Source organism: Companilactobacillus sp. HBUAS56275 (assembly GCF_036913655.1).
Classification (GTDB): domain Bacteria; phylum Bacillota; class Bacilli; order Lactobacillales; family Lactobacillaceae; genus Companilactobacillus; species Companilactobacillus pullicola.
The window spans coordinates 74,332-98,315 of record NZ_JAYKKK010000001.1 but is presented as its reverse complement, the minus strand read 5'-3'; the positions used below and the strand labels follow the sequence as shown (position 1 = coordinate 98,315).

Annotated in this window: 26 protein-coding genes and 1 riboswitch; of the genes, 7 read left to right on the top strand and 19 right to left on the bottom strand. The window is 36.1% G+C overall.

Annotation, left to right across the window (positions count from 1 at the left end):
* Positions 1-203: 203 nt before the first annotated feature.
* A complete protein-coding gene (locus tag U8526_RS00470; protein ID WP_334339999.1) occupies positions 204-1,073 on the bottom strand; it encodes a LysR family transcriptional regulator in 870 nt (289 codons plus the stop codon).
* Between the two features lie 232 nt (positions 1,074-1,305).
* On the opposite strand from U8526_RS00470, the gene U8526_RS00465 reads away from it, so the two are divergent.
* Both U8526_RS00465 and U8526_RS00460 read left to right on the top strand, forming a co-directional pair.
* Positions 1,306-2,928, top strand: a complete 1,623-nt coding sequence (locus U8526_RS00465; protein ID WP_334339998.1) for a malolactic enzyme — start codon at positions 1,306-1,308, stop codon at positions 2,926-2,928.
* A gap of 34 nt (positions 2,929-2,962) precedes the next feature.
* The gene (locus U8526_RS00460; protein WP_056952230.1) at positions 2,963-3,928 is read left to right on the top strand and encodes an AEC family transporter; all 966 of its coding nucleotides are present in this window, start codon (positions 2,963-2,965) and stop codon (positions 3,926-3,928) included.
* Positions 3,929-4,055: 127 nt separating this feature from the next.
* Here the strand turns inward: U8526_RS00460 and U8526_RS00455 are convergent, their stop codons facing one another.
* The 5 genes from U8526_RS00455 to U8526_RS00435 form a co-directional block, all read right to left on the bottom strand.
* Positions 4,056-4,385, bottom strand: coding sequence for a PTS lactose/cellobiose transporter subunit IIA (locus U8526_RS00455; protein ID WP_334339997.1), 330 nt, complete (start codon positions 4,383-4,385; stop codon positions 4,056-4,058).
* Position 4,386: 1 nt separating this feature from the next.
* A complete protein-coding gene (locus U8526_RS00450) occupies positions 4,387-5,604 on the bottom strand; it encodes a PTS sugar transporter subunit IIC (RefSeq protein WP_334339996.1) in 1,218 nt (405 codons plus the stop codon).
* A 26-nt stretch (positions 5,605-5,630) separates the two neighbouring features.
* Positions 5,631-5,939 carry a PTS sugar transporter subunit IIB gene (locus tag U8526_RS00445; RefSeq protein ID WP_334339995.1) on the bottom strand — a complete coding sequence of 103 codons (309 nt, stop codon included), beginning with the start codon at positions 5,937-5,939 and terminating at the stop codon, positions 5,631-5,633.
* A gap of 176 nt (positions 5,940-6,115) precedes the next feature.
* Positions 6,116-6,448 (bottom strand): hypothetical protein, encoded by a 333-nt coding sequence (locus U8526_RS00440; RefSeq protein WP_334339994.1) that lies wholly within the window; start codon positions 6,446-6,448, stop codon positions 6,116-6,118.
* 79 nt (positions 6,449-6,527) lie between these two features.
* Positions 6,528-7,379, bottom strand: coding sequence for a fructosamine kinase family protein (locus tag U8526_RS00435; RefSeq protein ID WP_334339993.1), 852 nt, complete (start codon positions 7,377-7,379; stop codon positions 6,528-6,530).
* Positions 7,380-7,473: 94 nt separating this feature from the next.
* Here U8526_RS00435 and U8526_RS00430 point away from each other — a divergent pair, with 94 nt between their 5' ends.
* On the top strand, positions 7,474-7,920 hold the full coding sequence (locus tag U8526_RS00430; protein WP_334339992.1) for a GNAT family N-acetyltransferase: 447 nt from the start codon (positions 7,474-7,476) through the stop codon (positions 7,918-7,920).
* Positions 7,921-7,993: 73 nt separating this feature from the next.
* Here the strand turns inward: U8526_RS00430 and U8526_RS00425 are convergent, their stop codons facing one another.
* Both U8526_RS00425 and U8526_RS00420 read right to left on the bottom strand, forming a co-directional pair.
* A complete protein-coding gene (locus U8526_RS00425) occupies positions 7,994-9,139 on the bottom strand; it encodes a glycerate kinase family protein (protein WP_334339991.1) in 1,146 nt (381 codons plus the stop codon).
* A 13-nt stretch (positions 9,140-9,152) separates the two neighbouring features.
* The gene (locus tag U8526_RS00420) at positions 9,153-10,436 is read right to left on the bottom strand and encodes a GntP family permease (protein ID WP_334339990.1); all 1,284 of its coding nucleotides are present in this window, start codon (positions 10,434-10,436) and stop codon (positions 9,153-9,155) included.
* 254 nt (positions 10,437-10,690) lie between these two features.
* Here U8526_RS00420 and U8526_RS00415 point away from each other — a divergent pair, with 254 nt between their 5' ends.
* From U8526_RS00415 to U8526_RS00400, 4 genes are all read left to right on the top strand, one after another.
* On the top strand, positions 10,691-11,749 hold the full coding sequence (locus U8526_RS00415) for a CdaR family transcriptional regulator (RefSeq protein ID WP_334339989.1): 1,059 nt from the start codon (positions 10,691-10,693) through the stop codon (positions 11,747-11,749).
* A 65-nt stretch (positions 11,750-11,814) separates the two neighbouring features.
* Positions 11,815-12,540, top strand: coding sequence for an alpha/beta hydrolase (locus U8526_RS00410; protein WP_334339988.1), 726 nt, complete (start codon positions 11,815-11,817; stop codon positions 12,538-12,540).
* A gap of 70 nt (positions 12,541-12,610) precedes the next feature.
* Entirely contained in the window at positions 12,611-13,270 is a 660-nt protein-coding gene (locus U8526_RS00405) for an HAD family hydrolase (RefSeq protein WP_334339987.1), read from the top strand.
* A gap of 117 nt (positions 13,271-13,387) precedes the next feature.
* Positions 13,388-14,233, top strand: a complete 846-nt coding sequence (locus U8526_RS00400; RefSeq protein ID WP_334339986.1) for an aldo/keto reductase — start codon at positions 13,388-13,390, stop codon at positions 14,231-14,233.
* Positions 14,234-14,260: 27 nt separating this feature from the next.
* Here U8526_RS00400 and ribH read toward each other — a convergent pair whose 3' ends face one another.
* From ribH to U8526_RS00345, 11 genes are all read right to left on the bottom strand, one after another.
* Positions 14,261-14,728 (bottom strand): 6,7-dimethyl-8-ribityllumazine synthase, encoded by a 468-nt coding sequence (gene ribH, locus U8526_RS00395; protein WP_334339985.1) that lies wholly within the window; start codon positions 14,726-14,728, stop codon positions 14,261-14,263.
* A 1-nt stretch (position 14,729) separates the two neighbouring features.
* A complete protein-coding gene (gene ribA / locus U8526_RS00390; protein ID WP_334339984.1) occupies positions 14,730-15,932 on the bottom strand; it encodes a GTP cyclohydrolase II in 1,203 nt (400 codons plus the stop codon).
* A complete protein-coding gene (ribE, locus tag U8526_RS00385; protein WP_334339983.1) occupies positions 15,922-16,521 on the bottom strand; it encodes a riboflavin synthase in 600 nt (199 codons plus the stop codon). Before ribE ends, ribA begins: the two co-directional genes overlap by 11 nt.
* A complete protein-coding gene (gene ribD / locus U8526_RS00380; protein ID WP_334339982.1) occupies positions 16,521-17,552 on the bottom strand; it encodes a bifunctional diaminohydroxyphosphoribosylaminopyrimidine deaminase/5-amino-6-(5-phosphoribosylamino)uracil reductase RibD in 1,032 nt (343 codons plus the stop codon). The genes ribE and ribD overlap by 1 nt, the downstream gene beginning before the upstream one ends.
* 117 nt (positions 17,553-17,669) lie before the next feature.
* Positions 17,670-17,804: riboswitch (FMN riboswitch) on the bottom strand.
* 155 nt (positions 17,805-17,959) lie between these two features.
* Positions 17,960-18,706 carry a gamma-glutamyl-gamma-aminobutyrate hydrolase family protein gene (locus U8526_RS00375; protein ID WP_334339981.1) on the bottom strand — a complete coding sequence of 249 codons (747 nt, stop codon included), beginning with the start codon at positions 18,704-18,706 and terminating at the stop codon, positions 17,960-17,962.
* 274 nt (positions 18,707-18,980) lie between these two features.
* Entirely contained in the window at positions 18,981-19,349 is a 369-nt protein-coding gene (gene dhaM / locus U8526_RS00370) for a dihydroxyacetone kinase phosphoryl donor subunit DhaM (protein ID WP_334339980.1), read from the bottom strand.
* 2 nt (positions 19,350-19,351) lie between these two features.
* On the bottom strand, positions 19,352-19,936 hold the full coding sequence (gene dhaL, locus U8526_RS00365; protein WP_334339979.1) for a dihydroxyacetone kinase subunit DhaL: 585 nt from the start codon (positions 19,934-19,936) through the stop codon (positions 19,352-19,354).
* Between the two features lie 15 nt (positions 19,937-19,951).
* Positions 19,952-20,944: a dihydroxyacetone kinase subunit DhaK gene (gene dhaK, locus U8526_RS00360; protein WP_334339978.1), complete on the bottom strand. Its 993-nt coding sequence runs from the start codon at positions 20,942-20,944 to the stop codon at positions 19,952-19,954.
* 46 nt (positions 20,945-20,990) lie between these two features.
* Positions 20,991-21,803 carry a Cof-type HAD-IIB family hydrolase gene (locus U8526_RS00355; protein ID WP_334339977.1) on the bottom strand — a complete coding sequence of 271 codons (813 nt, stop codon included), beginning with the start codon at positions 21,801-21,803 and terminating at the stop codon, positions 20,991-20,993.
* On the bottom strand, positions 21,793-22,578 hold the full coding sequence (locus U8526_RS00350) for a Cof-type HAD-IIB family hydrolase (protein ID WP_334339976.1): 786 nt from the start codon (positions 22,576-22,578) through the stop codon (positions 21,793-21,795). Before U8526_RS00350 ends, U8526_RS00355 begins: the two co-directional genes overlap by 11 nt.
* Positions 22,579-22,665: 87 nt before the next feature.
* On the bottom strand, positions 22,666-23,973 hold the full coding sequence (locus tag U8526_RS00345; RefSeq protein ID WP_334339975.1) for a Sapep family Mn(2+)-dependent dipeptidase: 1,308 nt from the start codon (positions 23,971-23,973) through the stop codon (positions 22,666-22,668).
* Positions 23,974-23,984 lie beyond the last annotated feature (11 nt).

The following is a 23,984-nucleotide window of genomic DNA, read 5'->3' as shown; positions in this document are numbered from 1 at the left end:
AATCCATTTTGATTATAAAAAATGATAATTACACAATATATTCACAAAAATTAGAAACCATATTGATGAGATATAGTCTTTAATTTTTAAATAATTACCACTAATCCCCTATTGCCAATTAGATATATCAACTGACAATTTATATTTTACTAAAATGGACTAGACCTGTATACCTCGTTTTATTTATAAATAAAAATTATTATCTAAATATTTTTGAAAATTTTCATTAATTGTTGAAGCCTTTCACTTCCCACCATATTATGACGATAAACAAACAAAATATAGAATGAAGGCAAATCTAAATCATCAATATGAATTTCTTGGATGCCTGGGACATCCTGAATGGCCGTTTCCGTGACAAAGCTGACACCTTTATTCTGTTTAACTAGACTTAACATCAACCGATAATCATTTGTTTTAAACATTGTGTGTGGCTTGACATTATAGCGTTCAGTAATTCGTTGTAAAACTTGACTGTGAACTGATTTTTCGTCTAGGGAAATAAAATCTTCATTGAATAGTGCCTCTACTGTTTTAATATTAGAGACATCCCGATCTGCGGAAGCAATGAATTTGAAGTGATGTTCTTTAATTAATTGATAATCCAAGTGATTTTCTTGTGGCAAGATGGTCGATCCTAATAAGGATAGATCTATCTTGCCATTTTTTAATTCCGACAATAACTGACGTGAACTGGCACCCTCTGGGACAATTGCACTTAACAGATTGGCGTCCCGCAGCTGATCAAAGACTTTAGGGATTACATAATTACTAATAATCGGTGGCCATCCCATGACAATCTTCTTACGTTTGATTCTTTTCATGTCATCGCTAATCAAATCATTCTCTAATAAGATCTTATCAATATGAGCTAACAACTGTTCCCCTGCATAGGTTAAAGATAACGAATTAGCGTAACTCTTTCGCTTGATCAGAGGAATGCCATATGTATCTTCCAAACGCTTTAACGAATAAGTAATCGTCGGTTGACTGACACCAAAAAAATTAGCTGTATCAGAGAAACTCTTAGACTCGGACAGTTTTTTGAAGTACTGATAATCTTTTATATTCATATTTGCACCTATAAATTTTATTTATCAAAGATGATATATTTGACTATATTTTTTATTATGTTTTATAGTACCATACGAAAGTTATTTACGAACACCAATAATAAATATGCCAACCGTTCTATATATAAAATTCATTATTCGAAAATTTATTTTATATAACGTGATATATAAACGTATATCAATTATTGTAGTGTTTACTTGTATAAAAAAATAATTAGGAGGAATTAATTCTATGAAATATGAGGGTTTAGATTTATTAAATAATCACTTCTTAAATAAAGGTACTGCTTTTACTAAAGAAGAAAGAAAAGAAAATCATCTTGAAGGTTTGCTTCCACCATTCGTTCAAACTTTGGACCAACAAGTTGAACAAGCTTACGAGAACTATTCAAGTAAGAAAACATTCCTTGATAAGAGAATGTATTTGATGGATTTATTCAATGAGAATATTACCTTATTCTATAAATTATTCAGTCAACACGTTTATGAATTCATGCCTGTTGTTTATGATCCAACAATTGCCGATACAATTGAAAACTACAGTCATCTCTTCTTAGATCCACAAAATGCTGCTTACTTATCAATCGATGATCCTGATGATCTTGAAGCATCACTAAAGAATGCTGCTAAGGGTCGTGATATCAAACTTATCGTTGTTACTGATGGTGAAGGTATTCTTGGTATTGGTGACTGGGGTGTTCAAGGTGTTGACATCTCTGTTGGTAAATTGATGGTTTATACAGCTGCTGCTGGTGTTGATCCTAAGTCAGTTCTTCCGGTTGTTCTTGATGTTGGTACAAACAGAAAAGAATTACTTGATGATGACCTATACATGGGTAACCATCACGAACGTGTCACAGGCGACAAGTACTACAACTTTGTTGACCAATTCGTTGAAACTGCTGAAAACTTGTTCCCTAATATGTATCTTCACTTTGAAGACTTCGGTCGTAGCAATGCTGCCAATATCTTAAACAAGTACAAGGATCAAATTCTTACATTTAACGATGATATTCAAGGTACAGGTATTATCACTCTTGCCGGTATCCTTGGTGCTTTGAACATTTCTAAGCAAAAGCTTACTGATCAAGTTTATCTATCATTTGGTGCTGGTACTGCCGGTGCTGGTATTACTAAGAGAATCTTTGACTCAATGGTTGAAGAAGGCCTATCTGAAGAAGAAGCTAAGAAACACTTCTACTTAGTTGATAAGCAAGGTCTATTGTTCGATGACACTGAAGATCTAACACCAGAACAAAAACCATTTACTAGAAAACGTAGTGAATTTGCTAATGCTGATGAACTAACAAATCTAGAAGCTGTTGTTAAGGCTGTTCATCCTACTATTCTTGTTGGTACATCAACACAACCTGGTACTTTCACTGAATCAATTATCAAGGAAATGGCTGCTCACACTGAACGTCCAATCATCTTCCCACTATCAAATCCTACAAAGCTTGCTGAAGCTAAGGCTGAAGATCTTTTGAAATGGACTGATGGTAAAGCTCTTATCGCTACTGGTATTCCTGTTGATCCAATCGAATACAATGGTGTAACTTACAATATTGGACAAGCTAACAACGCCTTGGTATATCCTGGTCTTGGACTTGGTTCAATGGCTGTTAACGCTAAGTTGCTTAGTGACGGTATGATCAACAAAGCTGCTCACTCATTGGGTGGTATCGTTGATCCTACAGAAGCAGGTGCTGCAGTATTGCCTCCTGTTTCAAAACTAGATAAGTTCAGTATTACTGTTGCTGAAGGTGTCGCACAAGAAGCTATTGATGAAAAATTATCATCAGCTACTGACGCCAAGAAGGCCGTTGCTGACCTTAAGTGGGAACCTAAATATTAATATATAAATTTGTCAAACAAAGGGGAATTATTTTATGGCTGCATTTATCACTTCACTAGAAAGTGTTGCTGAAATCGTTATTGTCATTGCTTTAGGATACTGGCTAAGAGGGTCTGGTCGCCTAGGTGATGAATTCAAGGGCAATATTTCATTCATCATCATGAAAATTGCTTTACCTGCTTCTATCTTCGTTTCTGTTCTTAAATATTTGAATCGAGATAAATTAGCAAGTCTGTCTGGCGGTTTGATTTTCACTTTCGCCAGTTTCACTCTAGGTTACATCGTAGCTTGGATCTTAACTAAAGTATTCCGTATCAGAAAAGGTCGTCGTGGTACTTTCATTAACATGTTCGTTAATGCTAATACTATCTTCATTGGTTTACCATTGAACATGGCTCTATTTGGTACAAAGAGTTTACCTTACTTCCTTGTTTACTATGTTATGAACACAATTTCAACTTGGGCTGTCGGTATCTTCTTCATCTCAAGTGATGATCCAACCGTTGAAAAGGGTGCTAAGAAGGACTTCAACTGGAAGAAACTTCTACCTGCTCCACTTGTTGGTTTCTTAGTTTCATTAGTCTTCTTATTACTAGCTATTCCTGTTCCAGAATGGATCAATAAGACTTTGGACATGGTCGGTGGTATCGTTACACCTATGTCACTTATCTACATTGGTATTATCTTAGCTGATGCTGGTTTGAAATCTATCAAATTCGACCGTGATACAATTCTAGCCCTAGTTGGTAGATTCATTATCGCCCCTGCTTTAATGATCAGTATCATCCTATTAGGTAAATCAATGATGGGTACTAACTTACCTGCTCTAGAAAGTAGCTCATTCATCATTCAATCTGCTGCTCCTGGACTTGCTGTTCTACCTATCTTGGTTGACCAATCACATGGTGACGTCGACTACGCAACAAATCTTGTTACAACATCAACTGTCTTGTTCGTAATCGTCGTTCCAATCTTGATGCAAGTAGCAAACTTGATCTAATCAAACTATTCACACATTCAAAACCTCCTATAAATTATCTTTTCGCATAAAGAATTGAGCTTTCCGTGTTTGATTCTTTCAAAATAAAACTCCTTAACTTGGACAAGAATCCAGGTTAAGGAGTTTTTTATTGCTTCAATTTTTTAAATACCTCAATCAAATGCTTAACTAAGTTATATTCACTGTTAACGGACATCATCGTATCCTGAGCATGAGTGAACAAAACTGAATACTCTAATTTTTCACCCTCAGCCTCTTTTTGAATCTTATCTGTCTGCAATGCGTGTGCTGTTAATAGTTTCTCATGTGCCTGCTTCAATAATTGCTCAGACTCATCATATTTAGCATCTCCAACTAAGTCTAACGCTTGCATAATAAATTTTCTGGCATCACCAGAAGAGATTATCATCTGCATTGATCGACGTAGGTCAGCATTATTTTCAGATTCATCTATCATCTTACTTACCTGCTTCTTTCTTTATTAATTCACGGTCATAAGCCTTGAAAAATGGATACCAAATTGCTGCTGCGACTAGGAAAATAATTAATACCAAAATAATTGAACCGATCGTATGTCCATTGATCCACGTATTGATTGGGAAAGGAACATACCACATCTGGAAAACTGCATCAGGGATATGTCCTAATCCTGTTTTCAAACCAAGCCAAACAATGATTGGCAAAATTACTCCTTGAATCCACATCGGAATCATCAAATATGGGTTCCAGACGATCGAACCAAAGACAACCGGTTCATTGATATTAAAAATACTAGGTACGATAAAGGCTTTTCCTAAAATTTTTAATCGTTGCGACTTAGCTAAAAATAACATCATTAAAACTAATGGCATCGTACAACCTACCCCACCAATCCATAAATAGGTTGAAAACATTGTTTCTCCAGTAACGATATTATGGGCCCCATGTATTTGATTAGCTTGAATAGCTGCTAAATATACCGGCGTTGTGATTGGAGTCAAAATCCATGTTGAAATCCCCATTGAATAAATCAAACAATTGATCAACATAACTAATACAAATCCAGGTAGAGTCTCAACAATATTAGCTAAAGGTGAAAACATTTGAATGATCAATTGATAAACATTGATTTTTAAGACATCGACTAAAATAAAACCGGCTGTGATAACAATTCCTATCGGTAACATTGAATCAAACCATGCCGTCACAAAGTCGGGAATAACAGTATCTTCAGAAAAGAAACTGAATTTTCCAAAGAATCCCATAACTAAGGCCGCGAAAATACCACAAATAATGGCTACAAACATCCCTGCTGCACCAAAGTGACTGAATTCAAATATCGCACTACCATCTTTTCCCATCACGGGATTAGTTAGAAGTAAAAATAATCCTAAAGAAGCTAGTCCAGAAATAATTCTCTGCTTTGCTAATTTCTTTTTTTCCATCATATTAAAAGGTATTAGAAATGCGACAAAAATTGAAATAATTCCAAAAGTAAAATTACTGATACCTGATAAATCAGGCCACCATTTCCAAATATTAGCGAACAAACCTAAAAAAGTAATTACCGAGCTAACCAAAATAAAGGGCAATGTTTGTAAAATCGAATCTTTTAAAACACTGATCCAAATATTACGACTGATTCGATCCATTTTGGGTGCTACTTTATTTTTAAAAACTGTCATAAAGTTATTCATTTGCTTCAAATCCTTCCAATTATTTTCTAATCAAGTACGCTTTGAAGGTGATCTAATGCTTTTTCACCGTCTAAAGTGGCATAGTAATCAGAATTCATCAGAATAACTTTTTTATCAGTACCTGTCACCAATTGTTTAATTTCTGCTTCCATAAAAGATAAATGTGGGCCTATCATGATAACATCGGTCTCAGCAAGATAATTTTCTAATTCAGATTCACTACGGGCTTTAATTTGATAATCTAACCCTTTCTTTTTAGCGACTTTTCGCATGCTAACAGCCATGAATCCTGACGAAGCACCAGTACCACAAACTAATAAAACTTGTAAACTCATATTCTTCCCTCAATCGTTGATTTATTTAATACTCATTCAATTTAATGAAGTCAAAAATATAAGTCAAATTTACCTTTATTTTTCTATTCCATCAAAAAAGGCTTTATATCAACAAAAAAAGCCAATGACAACGATAAAAATCGTGTAGTCATTGGCCAAAATATCGGTAAAATATTCTATTTTTGAGGTGAGATCAAACTAATTAAACGATTGACTAAAGCCACTACTCGTCTAGCGTCACTAGCAATCATATCCATATCGCGTTCTTTGACCATGGTGTGAGTTACTAACAACAAGCTGACAGAATCGGTATCATCGTTAAATTTTCCAATAGGCAAAGTTACATTATGATCGTACATTGGGACTTGCCCTTCTTCCACCTTAACTAACTTTGAACCTTCGGGCATGCTTAAAATATAAGTCTTAATTCTCTCCAAACTAAACTTATCTTGATAAAATCCGTAAATAACCGTTAGTTCATTTAAGATATATTTAATTTCGTTATTCATTTAATTCACTCCCGCTAAAAAGAAAAGTCTTTACTTATAGTATCGCTCTTATTTTGGTAAATTGACAAGGAAGTTAGTCTTAATTTTCTACACTTTGTCTTAATGTATTATTAAAACTTGCCCCATAAGTCTCACCAAAAAGATTTAGATGTGCCAGTAAATAATAAGTCTGATACCAAGGTACCCTTCTTTGCCAATCCTTATCTAATGGGTAAAGATCCTGATATCCTTGATAGAACTCTTCATTAAAGCCACCAAACAACAAAGTCATTGCAATATCCATCTCACGGTCACCAAAAAAGACGTCGGGATCAAATAAAATTGGTTGATGATTTTGTTGAAAACCAACGTTACCATTCCACAAATCACCGTGCATCAAACTCGGCGTGATGGGATGAACTTGATAATAATCTGTTAATTTTTCCTCAAATTGACGCATTAACTTATCGCGGTCATCATTCCACAAACCTTTTTTCTGAACTTCATTGATCAAAACATTCAAACGTTGTTGGATATAGAAGTCACCCCAATTAGCGCGCCAAGTATTTATTTTAGGATTCTTTGCATTTAAAACATCATGTCCCAAACCAAAACGTAGTGAATGACGTTGATGCATTTTAGCCACTAATCGACCTAGATCATACTGGGAACCCGTTCCAAAATGAATATAATCCAAAACCAGATAGCCATTATCTTGAAAAGTTCCACTTCGAATTACCTTAGGAGCATTAGCCACTGAATTAATCAGATTGAGACTTTCAATTTCATGATCAAAGAAGCCTTCATTGTTGTTTGGTTGAACCTTTAGGAAATATTCACCTGTATCTGAAACCACTTTAAAAGCCAAATTAATATCGCCGCCAGAAACAGCTTGGACATTTTGAATCTGACCTAACTTCAGTTCGTCATACCAACTTTTATCTATAAGCATTAGATATTCCTCTTATCCTTTTAACCTTCTTTAACTCCTGTTACAATCATAATTAATTCTTTGCTAATAAGCAAAATCTATTCTGAGGTGTAATTTGAAAATAAAAATTGTTTCTAAAAGGTCCGAAAATCTAATACTTCAATTGACCGATGTTTGGGAATCATCTGTTAGAGCTACCCACTCCTTTTTATCTGAAGAGGCAGTTCAAACAATTAAGACTTCTTTACCAGAAATTTTACGAAAAATTCCTGATTTGATAATTGCAGAGGATGAGTCCCCTATTGCTTTCATGGGTATCTCTCATCAAGAACTTGAAATGTTATTTGTGGCTCCAGAATTCCGTGGCCATGGCATTGGCAAGCAATTAATTACTTATGGAATCAAAAATTTTAATGTGAATAAATTGACGGTCAACGAACAGAATCCTCAAGCCATTGGATTTTATCAACATCTTGGCTTTGAAACTTACCGCCGTACTGAAACTGATGATGCCGGTAATCCTTATCCTATTTTACACATGAAAAAAACTGATGCAGACTAATTCACAAAAAAGGTATCCATACCAACCAAAAAAATTTGGACGTTACGGATGCCTTTTTAAGTGCTTAAATCATCTATTTCATATTTGTATTTTTAATTAAACGTGCAATGTTCTCTGAAACTTGTTGTAAATTTTTATCAGTATCCGCAATAGCCTTTGACAGCTCTTCAACTCCAGGCACACAAGTAAAGATTGCGTCAATTCCCAAAGGATAAAGTTCCGATATTTTTTCACCAACAGAACCTGCAATCGCAATGACTGTTGCCTTTGGATTAACAGCTTTAGTTGCCTTGGCCACTCCAATCGGTGTCTTGCCAAACTTAGTTTGAAAGTCAATTTGACCTTCTCCTGTCACTACAACATCAGCATCTTTTACTTTATCTTTTAAATCAGTATAGTCGACGACAATTTCGACTCCTGAACGCATTTCCGAGTGCGTAAAGGCTAAGAGTCCCGCACCCAATCCGCCAGCAGCACCAGCTCCAGGAACTTCTTCTAAATCTTTTCCAAGATCTCTTTTTAAAATGTCAGCGTAATGTGATAAAGCTTTATCCAAAAATTCAACCATTTTCTCATTAGCACCCTTTTGAGGCCCAAAAACATGACTGGCACCGTTGGGACCCGTTAAAGGATTGGTTACATCTGAAGCAATAATAACTTTAACATCCGCTAATTCTGGCAACATATTTGAGATATCGATTCGATCCAATTTCTCCAGCATGGCACCACCATATTGGAGTTCTTGGCCTTTTTCATCTAATAAATGAGCACCTAAGGCTTGAGCCATACCAGCACCACCATCATTAGTAGCCGAACCACCAATTCCAATGATAATCGTCTTAGCGCCCTTTTGAATGGCTGACTTGATCAACTCACCAGTTCCAAAAGTTGTTGTGATATATGGATTTTGCGTAAATTGATTGATGTATTGAATCCCGCTAGCTTCTGCCATCTCAATAACAGCCACCTTGCCATCATCGATCAAACCGTAGTGAGCTGTTGTCTTATGGCCTAAAGGATTAACAACTTCCTCAGTTATAATTTGACCATTTTTAGCATCGACTAATGATTGAACTGTTCCTTCACCACCATCGGCCATTGGTACATTGACAAACTCGGCTTCTGGATAAACTTTAGCAAAGCCTTTGTGCATTGCTTGAGCAACTTCCTTAGCTGTTAATGAATTTTTATATGAATCTGGAGCCAAAACTATTTTCATTTATAATCCACCTCTAGAACAGATTTCCATACATTAATGTTGCTACAATCGTCATTGAAAGTCCAACGAGCATTTCCCAGAAGACAACGCTCATTCTTTCCTTAAAGTGCATGTCAACAGCTTTGGCTGTCACGTGGAAATAGTTACCATGTGGCAATTGATCGATAACTGTGGCTCCGGTATGAACCATTGCTGCAGCGCCAGTACCGGAGATACCAAATGACATGATTGACTTACTGAATGAATTTGAAGCTAAGATAACACCAGTTGATGTTGATGCCGTTGCTGCTGCCATCAAGATACCGGCAATTGGTGCCAAGAACGTTCCAGAGATTCCGGAAACTTTTACTATCTCAACTACCTTCTGGGGCAAGTCAGATGCTGAAACTAAACCAGCAATTGCACCAGCACCAATCAAAATCAGTACCACATCGGTCATACGTGCTAATCCACCAGTCATATATTTCAAAAACTTTTTACGTTGTCCCATTGCCAAAGTTCCAATTAAACCAGCAATCGGTAAAATATACATTGCATCCAAATTAAATGATGCTAAGGCTTTGATTCCCAAAATATCACCTACAGGAGTGATCAATAAGAGGACGACCGCCACTAAAGGTGTCACAATGGCTGCCTTTAAACTTGGTAAGTCTTTTTCCTCTTTGGCTTCAAACTTACGATCAGCTGGTACAAAAGATCCTTTATTTTTGATCAAGGTAGCTAAAAGTACTGTCACAATAAGACCTACGACTGCTGGTACAAAGTCAGCAATCATAACTTGTGAAAGTTCAACATTGAAACCTTTTGCAGCTGCAATTGTATTTGGATTAGGCGAAATAATATTTCCCGCTTTACCACCACCAGAAAGAGCTACCAATAATGAGAGCTTACTGTAGTGCATCTTTTGCCCTACCTCTAGAGCAATTGGTGCCACGATCAAAACTGCCACAGGAATGAATATCCCCACACCTGTTAGAACCATCGTCGATAACGCTAGAGCTAAAATCGCTAACTTATCATTAAAACGATTAACAATATTAGATGCGATCACGTTGGCTGCACCTGATTCCATCATGACTCCAGCTAAAACACCAGCCGCAATCACACGGATAATTGTACCCATAACGCCAGAACTACCTTTAACGATCACGTCTGTCGTTTGCGAAAGGTTCATTCCCCCAATTAAACAACCAACGATTGCGCCAAAAATTAATGCATAAATAGGATTAACTCTGAATAAAATCAATCCAATTGCTAAAAGCAAACCTAATAAGGCTGCCCACCAAGCAATAACCATTTTAAAACTTCCTCCTCAAAAACACGGTAATTGTTAAATATTGAACAATTATTAACTTTTGTATAATACCGTGATGAAATCACTAAATCAATGTACATTTGCACAAAAATAATTGGGTGATACTTTAAAAAATAATGAATTTTATTGATAAATCAATGTTTTTAAATTTTAAAATAATGTAAAATATTTATATGCACAAATAACAGATTCAAGCTTTTGCATAACTTTGCTTGATCTTTAACAAGGAAAAAATTATGAAATTAGACCCTAAATTAGCACAATCTATTGTTGATAAAATGATGGATTACATCCCCTATAATATCAATATGATGAACGAAAAAGGCTACATCATTGCTAGTGGCAATAAAGATCGAATCAATACTTTACATATTGGTGCTATCGAAACCATAGAAAGCGGTAAAACTAAACCGATGATCGAATCTTTTGGTAAATTTGGTCAGCCGGGCGTTAATATCCCCGTTGAATTCCAAGGCAAAACTATCGGTGTTATCGGTATTACTGGTGACCCTGAAAAAGTCACCCCCTTGGCTTCACTACTTAAAGTTTCGACTGAACTGTTAATCACACAGATCAACAGTTCCAAGGCTGAAAATCAACGTAAAGAATCTTTAAATCACTTTCTCTATCAATGGACGACAATTGACAATATTTCTGAAAACTTCGAATTGAAATCACGCGCTCAGGCTCTAAATATTAATCTTGAATTAAAACGTTATGCTCTCATTTTAGAAACCGATAACCAGCCTACTATTTTAGAGGGTGATTTCTACTTTAGCAAAACACCACATCAACAGTTAATTATTACTAGAAACACTGACAACTTAGAAAAGTATCTAGAGTACAGTCGTCTAAACAAAATTGTGATTGGTATTAGTAATCAAAGTGCCAATTTAAAGAAGGCTGTTCAACAGGCCATCGATACTATCAAAGTAGTTCACGAATTGCAGTTGACTAATGTTTATTACTATCAACAAATCACTTTCCTCAACCAATTGTTGCAAAGCCATCTTTATTCGGACAAATATATCAACACCTTTAAGGGTTTACTCAAAACTAGAGCCGGTAAGGAATTGATCGACACACTCGATTGTTACTTCAAGTCGAATGGTAACGTAACCGACACCTCCACCAGATTAAATATACATCGAAATACTACCAACTACCGTCTGAACAAAATTTCTGACTACTTTAACCTCGACTTGCATGATATTACGGATATGTTAGAGCTATATACTAACTATTTGCACTTCAAAAAATATCTTTACGAAAATAAATGGTTACCGTCTAACTAGACTTTTATTGACATTATGTTTACCATTTTCACGAAGACTAATAATTAATCTAAAGAGGTCTAATAATGGTATTAATGAATCTTAATTATCGTACAAATTATTTACACACTTATTTCAAAACTTCCGTCGTCATTCCTGATACTAATGAAGATAATTACACGACTGTGTGGTTGTTGCATGGATATACTGGTGACAATACTGCTTGGGGTAAGCATGTTTATATCGAAGAAATCGCTCGTAAATATAACATGGCAATTATCATGCCTGACGGTCTAAATTCATTTTATTCTGATTCTAAATTCATTCCTTATTACTCTTTTTTCATAGATGAATTTATTCCTAAAATGCAAAACCTATTACCGATCTCTAAAGATCCGGCCAAAAACTATATCGTCGGTTCAAGTATGGGTGGCTACGGCGCCTTAAAATTTGCTTTTAAAAATCCCGATAAATTCGGTAAAGTAGCTGCTTTATCACCCATTACCGATATCGAACATTTCCGAGACAATCCTAAATGCCCCATGTCTAAAGATACCTTCAACGCTATTTTTGACAGTCCTGAAGAGATAGCCAAAAATCAACTGATCAATATTTATAACAATCGCCAACCAAAGTTACCTATCTTAACACTCTGTGGTGATATTGATTTTATGCATGAAGACAACGTTATGTTCAAGAATTTCTTAACGATTCACGCTAAAGATCATTACACTTGGATGCCAGTTGAAGGAGACCATTCTTGGAAAGTTTGGAGCAGCAACATCCAGAATATTTTTGATTGGTTATCATAGCTTTCATATAAATATATTTATATAATGATATTATGGATATGAAATCTTTTTATGGAAGAAGTCTTCTATCATGTCTGAAAAATATCTTACTTTTGATTGTTATGGCACTTTGCTTCAAGAAAATAACACTTACGACGAGATCGAAAAAATAGCTCTTCAAGTTGGGGTTGACCCCTCAATTGCCCGACAACGTTTTGAAACTTATCAAAATGATTCCAACAATGTACATCCCTATTTGGATTATGATCTACTCATTCGTAATAATTTGATTCATTTAGATTATCAATTTGGTTTAAAACATCAATTCGAAAAATATTTTGTTGATGTGATGATTGCTCATCAAAATTTAGTTCCCTTTCCAGAAACAATTAAGACACTAAAAACACTGGTTAAGCGTGATTACCATCTTATTATCATGTCCAATTCCTCATGGGACATCATCGATAAAAACGTTCAAAAACTCGAAGTACCTTTTGACATCTGGACAGCTGAGGATGTTCATGCTTACAAACCTGACCTTCACTTTTTTGAGACTGTTGAAAAGGAATACGGTTTTACATCCCAAAATCACTGGCACCTCGCTGAAGGTTATGAAAGTGATATTATTTCAACCGACAAAATAGGGTGGCCGTCTATTTGGGTCAATCGTTCAAAAGCTTCAGCATCAAGTTCTGTTCAACCGACACATACAGTCTCTGACTTAACTTCCACATTGGAATTTTTAAATTAATTGACACTAAAAAATACCAACCAATTTAGATTAACGATTGGTTGGTATTTTCATATATAAAACAAATTCACTGACTTATAATGATAGTAAAGATGTACGAGAAAGCGAGGGACTTTTATGCAATACATTACGTTTAATCATCAGAAGACTTCCGCCATTGGTATTGGCACTTGGCATATCGGCGAAGGAAACCAATCCCAAACTGAAGCAGAAATGCAGGCTATCAGATATGGTCTGGATCATGGCGTTAATCTTATCGATACTGCTGAAATGTACGGTGAAGGCTTATCGGAATCACTAGTTGGTAATGTACTAAAAGATTATCATCGTGAAGATTTGCAACTGATTTCTAAATTCTATCCATTTCACGCAACTCCACAGTTAATCGAAACAAGTTTAAAAGCTAGTCTCAAGCGACTTCAAACCGACTATCTAGATCTGTATTTACTTCATTGGCGTGGTAATACACCACTTTCAGAAACTGTCTCTGGATTAGAAAAAATGGTCCAAGCTGGCCTCATTAAAAATTGGGGTGTTTCCAACTTTGATTTAAATGATTTGAAGGAATTATCCAATCTGGAAAATGGTAACCATTGTCGTATCAACGAAGATCTCTATAATATTGGTAGTCGAGGAATCGAGTATTCGATTTTACCATGGCAAAAGCAGCATGACATGTCATTTGTTGGTTACTCTCCTTTTGGTTCTGATGGCAGCGAATATCTTAATATCAAACCAGTCATCAAAGAGATGGCTTTACAAAAGAACATTTCAATTCATCAGTTGCTTTTGGCCTGGGTCCTTCGTAATCATGATTTGTTGAGTATTCCAAAGACTGGTTCCGCAAATCATATGCAAAGTAATATAGCCGCTCTTGATGTTCAATTCACTGCTGACGAATTAGAACTTCTAGATAAAAGTTACCCTAAACCTACTAGTGAACCATCCCTTGAAACTATTTAATTATTTTAACGTGAGACTTTTCTCACGTTATTTTTTTAACTCAATTTCCAAATTTGCCATTTCAACAACGTCTACTGCACATTCAGAACCCTTGTTACCAGCTTTACCACCAGCACGATTCAATGCTTGTGCCATATTTTCTGTTGTTAGAATACCGTACATTACTGGTACAAAACCATTTAGAGAAGTTTGACTGACTCCTGTTGCTGATTCAGCACAGACATAATCAAAATGGGCTGTTTCACCTTTAACAACGGCTCCTAAAGCAATAATACCATCAAAGCGTTCACTTTCAGACAACAATTTAACAATTCGTGGAATCTCCATTGCTCCTGGAACTTTGACTACGGTAATATTCTGTTCTGCCACATTCAGTTGCAACAATTTTTCTCGTGCTCCGTTTAGTAACTTATTAGTGACAATGTCATTAAATTTAGCTACAACAATCGCAATATTTAATTTTTCTCCATTCAATTGACCGACTATTTCTGGCATTCTACTCTACCTCACTTAATAGATGATGAAATTTGTGTTTCTTAGTTTCTAAATACTTTATGTCACTTTTATTGGGGTGCATTTCTAAAGGCACTCGTGTAACTGTCAGTCCCATCTGCTTTAATTGATCAACTTTATCAGGATTGTTAGTCAACAACGAAATAGAAGTTATGTCTAATTTGTTCAACACGGCAGTAACGACTCGATAATCACGTTGATCTGCTGGAAAACCCAATTTTAGATTGGCCTCGACGGTATCTAAGCCTTGATCTTGTAATTGATAAGCTCGTAATTTATTGATCAAACCAATCCCACGACCTTCTTGATTCAAATAAATTACGGCTCCGGATTTATTTTCTTCAATTTTTTGCAATGCAGTCGCCAATTGCTCTCCACAATCACAACGCATTGAGCCTAAAACGTCTCCCGTAAAACATTCTGAGTGAACACGGACTAAGAGATTTTTTTGCTGCTGAATTTCGCCTTTATAAATAATCAGAATGGGATCTTGTTTGAATAGGAATGACTTTAATCGAAAATGTCCATATTTAGTAGGCAAATCTACATCTGACACTTCTGTTAATACATCAACATCACGTGCAAAACGATAATCAATAATATCTTTTATCGTAATTAGAGACATTTCATGCTCCTTGGCAAAAGCTTTTAATTCTGGTCTACGGGCCATTCTTCCATTATCTTTAACCATCTCGCAAATGTAGGCAACTGGAGAAGATTGGGAAAGTTTAGCTAAATCAACGGCTGCTTCCGTATGGCCATCACGTTCTAGTACTCCTCCATCTTTAGCAATCAATGGGAAAATATGTCCCGGATGATAAAAGTCTTGTGGATCTTGTGAAACTGCTAATTTCTTTATCGTATCTGCACGGTCAAACGCTGAAATACCCGTAGTAGTTGTCTTGGCATCAGTACTGACGGTAAAAGCAGTATTAAAAGCATCGTGTCCTTTTGTCATCAAATGAAGGTCCAATTTATTAGCTTGCTTCGAACTCATTGGTACACAAAGCAAACCCTTAGCATGACTGATCATAAAGTTTACTGCTTCAGGAGTAACAAAATCCGCTAGACCAATCATGTCGCCCTCGGCTTCTCTTTTTGTTGAATCAGCTACGATAATTAGCTTTCCTTGCTTTAATTCTTCAATTGCACGTTCCACTTTTTGAATTGTCTCATTAATTGACATTTTGATACCCCCGCTTAAATGCTTGAATAATATATTTTCCTAAAATATCGGTTTCCAAATTAACAGTTTGACCAATCTCCAAATTTCCTAAAACCGTTTCTTTACTCGTGTAAGGAATAATACCGACCTGAAAATCTTTATCGGTTACCTGAATCAAGGTTAAGCTGACACCATCAATGGCAATTGATCCTTTTTCAACTAGATAAGGTAAAAACTGCGATGCAATAGAAAAAGTTAATAAGATTGAATTCTTAGCTAATTCTCTTTTCAAAAGTTGACCTGTAGTGTCAACGTGTCCCAAAACAAAATGTCCGCCTAGTTCATCATTTGGTCTCAACGCCGGTTCCAAGTTAACTTTTTGACCAGTTGTTAAATCAGCAATATTAGTCCTTTTAACTGTTTCCGGCATGACTTCAACTTGGATCTGATTATTCTGAGAATCAATAATTGTTAGACAAATGCCATCTATCGCAACGCTGTCGCCTAAGTGTACTGTTCCAAAATTGTGTTGAATGGTCAAAACAAAATTTTCTTTAGTCTGATCAATAGCAATCACACTACCAATATCCTTTACAATTCCTGTAAACATTAATCTAACCTCCAAGTTGTGATTTTTAAATTTGAACCCAACTGCTCTACAGTCAAATCACTGAAATTCATTGTCGGTAACTGCTTACCCCAGATTGCTGGTAATCCTTGGCCAAAAATCTTGTTGGCGAGGTAGATAATGATATGATCAACTAACTCTTGTTCAAAAAAATCAGCTTGAATATGACTGCCACCTTCAACCAAAACCGACTCCAAACCCTGCTTGCCTAAATAATCAATAACCCTTTGTGGGGTCCAATCATTCACCAAAATCCGTACATTTTGAGGAAATTCTTGCTGCGATTGTGTTCCACTAAAAATCCAAATAGGACCTGATGCTTGAAACAATCGACCGTTTAAAGCAATCGTATTAATATCACGTACCATCACCGCTCGAATTGGTGGAAACATCAAATCTTTTGTGCGGACAGTTAATTTGGGATCATCAACCTTTAACGTATTTTCACCAATTAGAATTACTTGATTCTGTTCACGTAACTTCTGGGAATCATCAAAGGCCAATTGATTTGAGATCATTGAGCGAGTTCCTTTTTTTCGATTAATTTTTCCATCCAAGGTCATGGCGTACTTCAAGGTAACCAACGGACGTTTATTTTTATAGAAAAAATTATATGCAGAATTTAAATCCGAAGAAAGTTCCAGTATTTCTACCTCAACACCGTGATCTCTTAGATATTCAACTCCTCGTCCGCTAACGATAGGATTAGGATCAATTTGTCCAATCACAACTTTTTTAATTCCCACTTCAACTATTTTCTGAACGCAAGGTGGTGTTTTGCCAAAATGCGAACAGGGTTCCAAAGTAACGTACAGAGTGGATCCCTTAGCTTGTGCTATATCACTTAAACTATTCAAAGCATTAATTTCTGCATGGTTTTGACCAAAAGTCTCATGGTGTCCTTGTCCTAGAACTTGATTGTCCTTAACTATAACGGCACCAACTTGTGGATTAGTCCAAGTGTTTTTTCCCTTTCTAGCCTCTATAAAAGCCAATTTCATAAATTTTTCCAATGCTTATTCACCCCACAAAAAAAGCCCCGCAATAATTATTGCGGGGCTTTCAAGATAAGCTAAATAAGACTTCATACGAGTGCAGTCCAAAAAAGACTTATCAATAGCATGAAATATTATTTTCTTCTACCATCCTGACTTTACAGTCGGTTCTAGACTCTCACTAGATCCACCGCTTTCGCGGGTCACGGACTTCAATTTCAAAGAATTGTTACCGTCGGTCGGGAATTACACCCTGCCCCGAAGAAATCTATTCAGTTTTCAAAAACGATAGTACTATAAAAAAATAATTTTAGCAAATACACTTTTATTATATTTTATCTAATAAATTAAAAAAGAGCATTGAATTCTTAGTTTCCCAAAAATCATCGCTCTCACAGAGTCCATTTTTATATAATTATTTTCTTTCAATTCAAACCTGATGGAATTGTACTTTCATTGCCAATACGACCGATAAAATCACTAAATAAAGCCAGTTGTTGTGAATCATGTCTCCATAAATTTTCGGGATGCCACTGTACCGCCTGAATACTGGCATCCTCATTTTCAATTGCTTCAATTACTCCATCAGAGGCTGTCGCTACAACCTTTAAGAAATCAGGAACTTCTTTAATAGCCTGATGATGTCGAGAATTCACAAAGACATTATCGCCTATCGTTTTATAAAGTTTAGAATTATAGTCTACTCTTACAAAGTGGGTTGGTTGGTCCCCCGGAGCTTGTTGCTTATGCTTGATCAATTTACCTGAATACTGACTCCCCAAGTCCTGATAAATCGTTCCACCTAAAGCTACATCTATCATCTGCGTACCACGACAGATACCAAAAATTGGAATTTTTTTTGCTACAGCAGTTCTAATCATTGCAATTTCAAAACGGTCACGATTTCGATTGGTGACACCTAATTTTGGGATTGGTTCTTCTCCCATAAAGCTAGGATCAATATCTGGTCCACCAGAAAAGATAATTCCATCCATTCTCTCAATTAATTGATTTACTTTATCAACTGGTAAAATCGGTAATCCGACCGGAATACCTCCTGCCATCAACACCCCATCAACAATTGGTCGTGGCACGTAGTCCATTAATTTTTGGTTTATTACATCAGTTGACCCTAAATAAACATCCGCAGTAATACCAATTAATTTGCCCATAGAGTTGAACCCCCTTTTTATAATTTTAATTGTAAGATTAGCACTCTAAATTAATCTGTCAAATCTTTTATTAATAATATTAAATAAATACTAATAAAAGTCTAATATTTACACTTATAATTTAGTATAATAAAGCTGATTCATACAATCAATATTAAAGGGTCTCTAATATTATAGACATTTTGGATAAAATTTCTTCTTTTTCTAATAGAAATTGGCTAAAAAATAAAAAATCCGACAATTCTAAATTAGATTATCGGATTTTAAAACAAAATTATTTTATTTTTAACGGCTTTAAATTAGTCTCAATCGTCGCCAAAGGACTATTAACTTCTGCCAAGGTTGCTGCTGTATAAGCACCCTCGACCAAGGCAACATCATACTTATGAATTGTTTTATCAGTCATTTCCATCAACATTTCCAAATTCATCTTGGAACTTCCTAAATCGTAAAATGCTAAAAGTTCATCACCAGTATTCTCATCAACGGCTTTCTGAATTTTTTCTAATGAAGAGCCAATTTCATTATCATCAGTTCCCCCAGCTGTGGTAATTGAAAGGTCGGGTGCAGCTTGAGAAATTAATTTTCTAACTCCTTCAGCGATTTCAAATGAATGAGACACGATCACTATTCCATATTTCATTTTTATTCTCCTAACACTTCAAGTAAGGATTCAAATAAGTACGCACTTGATTGTGATCCGGGATCCAAATGACCCTTGGATTTTTCCTCTAGATAACTGGCACGGCCCTTTGTAGCGACCATATCTTTGGTAGAGTTCAAAGCGTCTTCTACTACATTCTTAGAAAAATGATCAACCTTTAACGATTCCGCAACTGGTTGCCAAACATCGATCATTGTCTTCATGCCAATGTCTGATTGACCACGACGCTTTAAGCCATCGCAACCAACTTGCACTAGTTCAGCTAAATCAGTCGTGTCCTTAGCCTTCTTTGACATATCTAAGAAAGCCGTTCCATACAATGGACCAGAAGCTCCGCCAACTTTTTGAATCATCGCAAACGCTACTGTCTTATACAAGTCTGCCAAGTCAGTTGGTTCTTTTTTATTAAGGGCATCAGTCACTGCGGCCATCCCGCGAGCCATGTTGCTGCCGTGATCACCATCACCAATTGCTGTATCCAGTTCATTCAATTCTGAGGTATTGTCCTCTACTTTTTTAACAAATAACTCAATCCACTTTTTCGTATCCGCTAAATTTAATTCCATCAGTTTACTCCCTTTCTACCAACCAATTGTTGTTACTGGTTCTTTTAACATCTTGATCCAAGAATCCTCAGCTTTCATTATCGTCAAAGATATTCCTTGCATATCAAGCGATGTTACTTGGTTACCTACCTTACTGAACTCAACCGCAATTTTGTCATTTTCAAGTTCAGTTAAAACGTCATTAGCAAAAATATATTGCTCCATTAATGGAGTGGCACCCATTCCGTTGATCAATACTGCAAAATGACCAGTCTGATCCGAAAACTCACCCATAATTTTTTTGATCAATTCATGAGCTAATTCTTTTGATGGCTGAATCTTCTCAACTGAATAACCACGCTCGTTGTGAATCCCAATGCCATATTCGATTTCATCGTCGCCTAATTCAAATCCAGGATGACCCACTGCTGGAACAGTTGCGGCATGAAGAGCAATTCCTACAGTCTTAGTACTATCAATAACTTTTTGACCTAGTGCAGCCAAATCATCTAAATTCATTCCAGAACGAGCGGCGGCACCAACAATTTTTTCAACCAAAACAGTTCCGGCCACACCACGTTTTCCTTGTGTAAATTCACTGTTTTCAACAGAGATATCATCATCGACAACTATTGATTTAATCTTAATGTCATCGGCTTCAACCATTTCTTTAGCCATATCGAAGTTCATAACATCACCAGAATAATTTTTCACAATCAACAAAACACCTAGACCTTGATCAACTGCTTTTATGGCTTCATAAATCTGATCAGGAGTTGGCGAAGTAAAGACCTCGCCGGCAACTGCAGCACTCAACATCCCGTCACCAACGTAACCGGCGTGTAAAGGTTCATGACCACTACCACCACCGGAAACGACACCAACTTGCTTTTCTTCAGTGAACTTAGGATCATTTCTGACAACGGCGGTTGTGCCTTCAATCTGTTTTACTAAATCACTATTAGCTTTCACCAGTCCTGAAATCATTTCAGGAACAATATCCTCAGTATTATTAATGATTTTCTTCATAAATTAATCCATTCCTTCCATTTTCAATCTAATAGTTACGCCATACTCACAGAGCAAATTTTTCAATTGCTAAACCAACACCATCATGATTGTTATCGGCTGTTACATAATCACTAGCTGCTTTAGCACCACTAGTAGCATTCTCCATTGCGACACCTTTGCCAGCCACTTTTAACATGGAAATATCATTATCACGATCACCCATAGCCATAACTTGGCTCAAGTCAATCTTCAATTTAGCAGCCAATTGTTTGACGGCTTCTCCTTTGTTGACATCCTTGGGAAAAATTTCTAGAAAACCCACACCAGTCCGTACGACAAAGTAGTCTTTATCAAAGTGTTGATGAACAATTGCGGATATCTCATCCAATTGTTTCTCTTTACCATTGATAATGGCCTTAACAATCTCAAAGTCATCCGGTAACTCTTCGGGCTCACGGATATAGAGACCATTTTCATTCTCAAATGCTTGCGTAATAGTATATTTATCGATCCACTCTACATGACTAGTGTAGGTGTTTCCTTTATCATCGACGACATTGTAATGTAATTGATTCTTCTTAATAAAGTCGACAAATTCACGATAAAACTGATTTGTCATTGTTCTACAGAAAATTACTTTTCCAGCCATATTTTCAATCATGCCACCACCATTAGTGATCATATATTGGTCCTCACCACTAATTCCGAGGGTCTTTGCGTAACTTGTAATAGCGTTATGCGTCCGTCCAGAACACAAAACGACTTTAATCCCCTTTTCTAAAGCTCGTTTAATAGTTTCCTGATTTTTAGCAGAAATAGTTTTTTCTGTCGTCAATAAGGTATCGTCCATATCCAAAGCAATTAATTTATAACTCATCTAATGCTTCTCCCTCTTTTAGAACATATTTTTCAATTGCCTGACCAACACCGCTATGGTTATTGTCTGCAGTTATCTCATCGCTTGCTTTCTTTACGTGTTCTGGAGAATTACCCATAGCAATTCCTAAGCCAGCAAATTTAATCATTGGAACATCATTATCCCAGTCACCAATGACCAAAATCTCGTCAGCTTTTATCTTCAAATATTTAGCTAATTTTTTGAGAGCTTTTCCTTTATTGACCTCCTTAGGAAAGATTTCAATATCTTGCTTGCTAGTTACAACGACAAAGAATTCCTGATCAAATTTTTGATGGAGTAACTTTGCCGCCTCCAACAATTTACGTTTATGCGTATGCACCATGAATTTCACGATACCCAACTCGTTGTTCAACATATGTTGTTCCATCCATTCTTGATAGGAATCGTATGAATTTCCTTCTTCATCAATCAAAATATAATTTAATTTATTTTCATTCAACTCACGAGCAACTTTTTCACAAACACTGTTGTCCAATACTTTTTCATAGATAATTTCTTTGTCCAAACTTTCAATCAAATTGCCACCGCAATTGATCATGTATTCATCTGAGCCCGAAATACCTAGTTCTTTGTAAGCATAGGCTATACCGTCATAGGATCTCCCAGAACTAAGCACAATTTTTACACCCTGAGCGGTAGCCTTAGAAATGGCTTCTTTATTTTTATCTGTAATTTCTTTTTTATCATTTAAAAGAGTGCCATCCATATCTAGTGCAATTAATTTATAGTCCATACGCTTTTCTCCTTACAGTAGTATCTACTTTTATTGTAATCCTTTACATAAAAAAAGTGGGGCCTATTAGACTCCACTTTTAGTTAATTAATTAGTTATTTCATCAATGAGACAATCATAATAAATCTGCATCATCATTAGCCAATCACTGTATTTCAACCACTCATCACCTTTATGCGCAATTCCCTTTTGACCAGGGAAAGACGGTCCGAAAGCAATGATATTTGGCATCTCTCTTGCATAGGTTGCTCCTGTAGTAGTCACTGGCTCCCCATTCAAACCAGTATCTTCTGCATATATTTTCGAGAATCTTTGCATATAAGGTAAGTTTTTATCTTTAACAGTTGATGGGAAACTACGATTGATCTTTATCTTCATTCCATCCAATAACTGACTCTTCAATTGACTTAAAATCTTTTCTTCAGATATTGTAACTGGATAACGCATTGAAATACTGAAACTAATCTCATCTACGCTCTTCTCCAAATCATAGAATGACAATTGAAGTTCCCCTGAATCCTCATCTCGATAATTAAGGCCTAAGTTTTCACCGTTATACTGATCAGCAATTTTTTCATTGAGCCATTTAAATACATCACCTGTACGACCTGTCAAATACTGATTATTTTTAACCAAAACGGGTAAAACATTTTCAGCCATATCGGGAGCATTGCTAGGAGCCTTTTTACCATGAAATTCACTTGTTTGACCATTAACCGTTATAGCGGCATAGTCCGGCAAAAAACTATGATCAAATACACCATCAATTGAATCAATTTGTTCTAATGATCCATCTTCAATTGGTAAAGTAATTGTCAAATCGACGATTCCTCGTTCTCCGTAAACAATTGGAAATTTACAATCGGGGGTGAATCCTGCATATGGAGGTTGTTGTTCTTTCAAGAAATACGGAATATCACGACTTCCCATTTCCTCATCTGTCCCGAACATGATACGGATTCTCTTTTTTAATGGTAATTGTTGCTTCTTAATCAAATACAAGGCAAACAAGGTTGATAACAGGGGACCCTTATTGTCTAATACCCCACGACCGTAGAAATATCCATCTTTTAACGTAAGATCAAATGGAGGATAGTTCCAGTCGTCAACAACATCAACAACATCGATATGTCCTAAAACACCGAAATAATCTTCAGTCTCCGGACCATATTCGGCCCAACCAACACAGTCGCCAGCTTGGCCAGTTCTAAAACCTAGTCTCTGCGACAAGTCCAGCATATACTCCAGAGCACGCTTTGGTCCAATTCCAAATGGTGCTTGATAAGTTTTATTACCATTAACACTGGGAATTCTGATCAATTGTTTAAAGTCGGCCAAAAATTCATCTTTAGATTCATCAAATAATTTTTGAAAATCTGTTCTAATTTCTTTCAATACTATTCTCC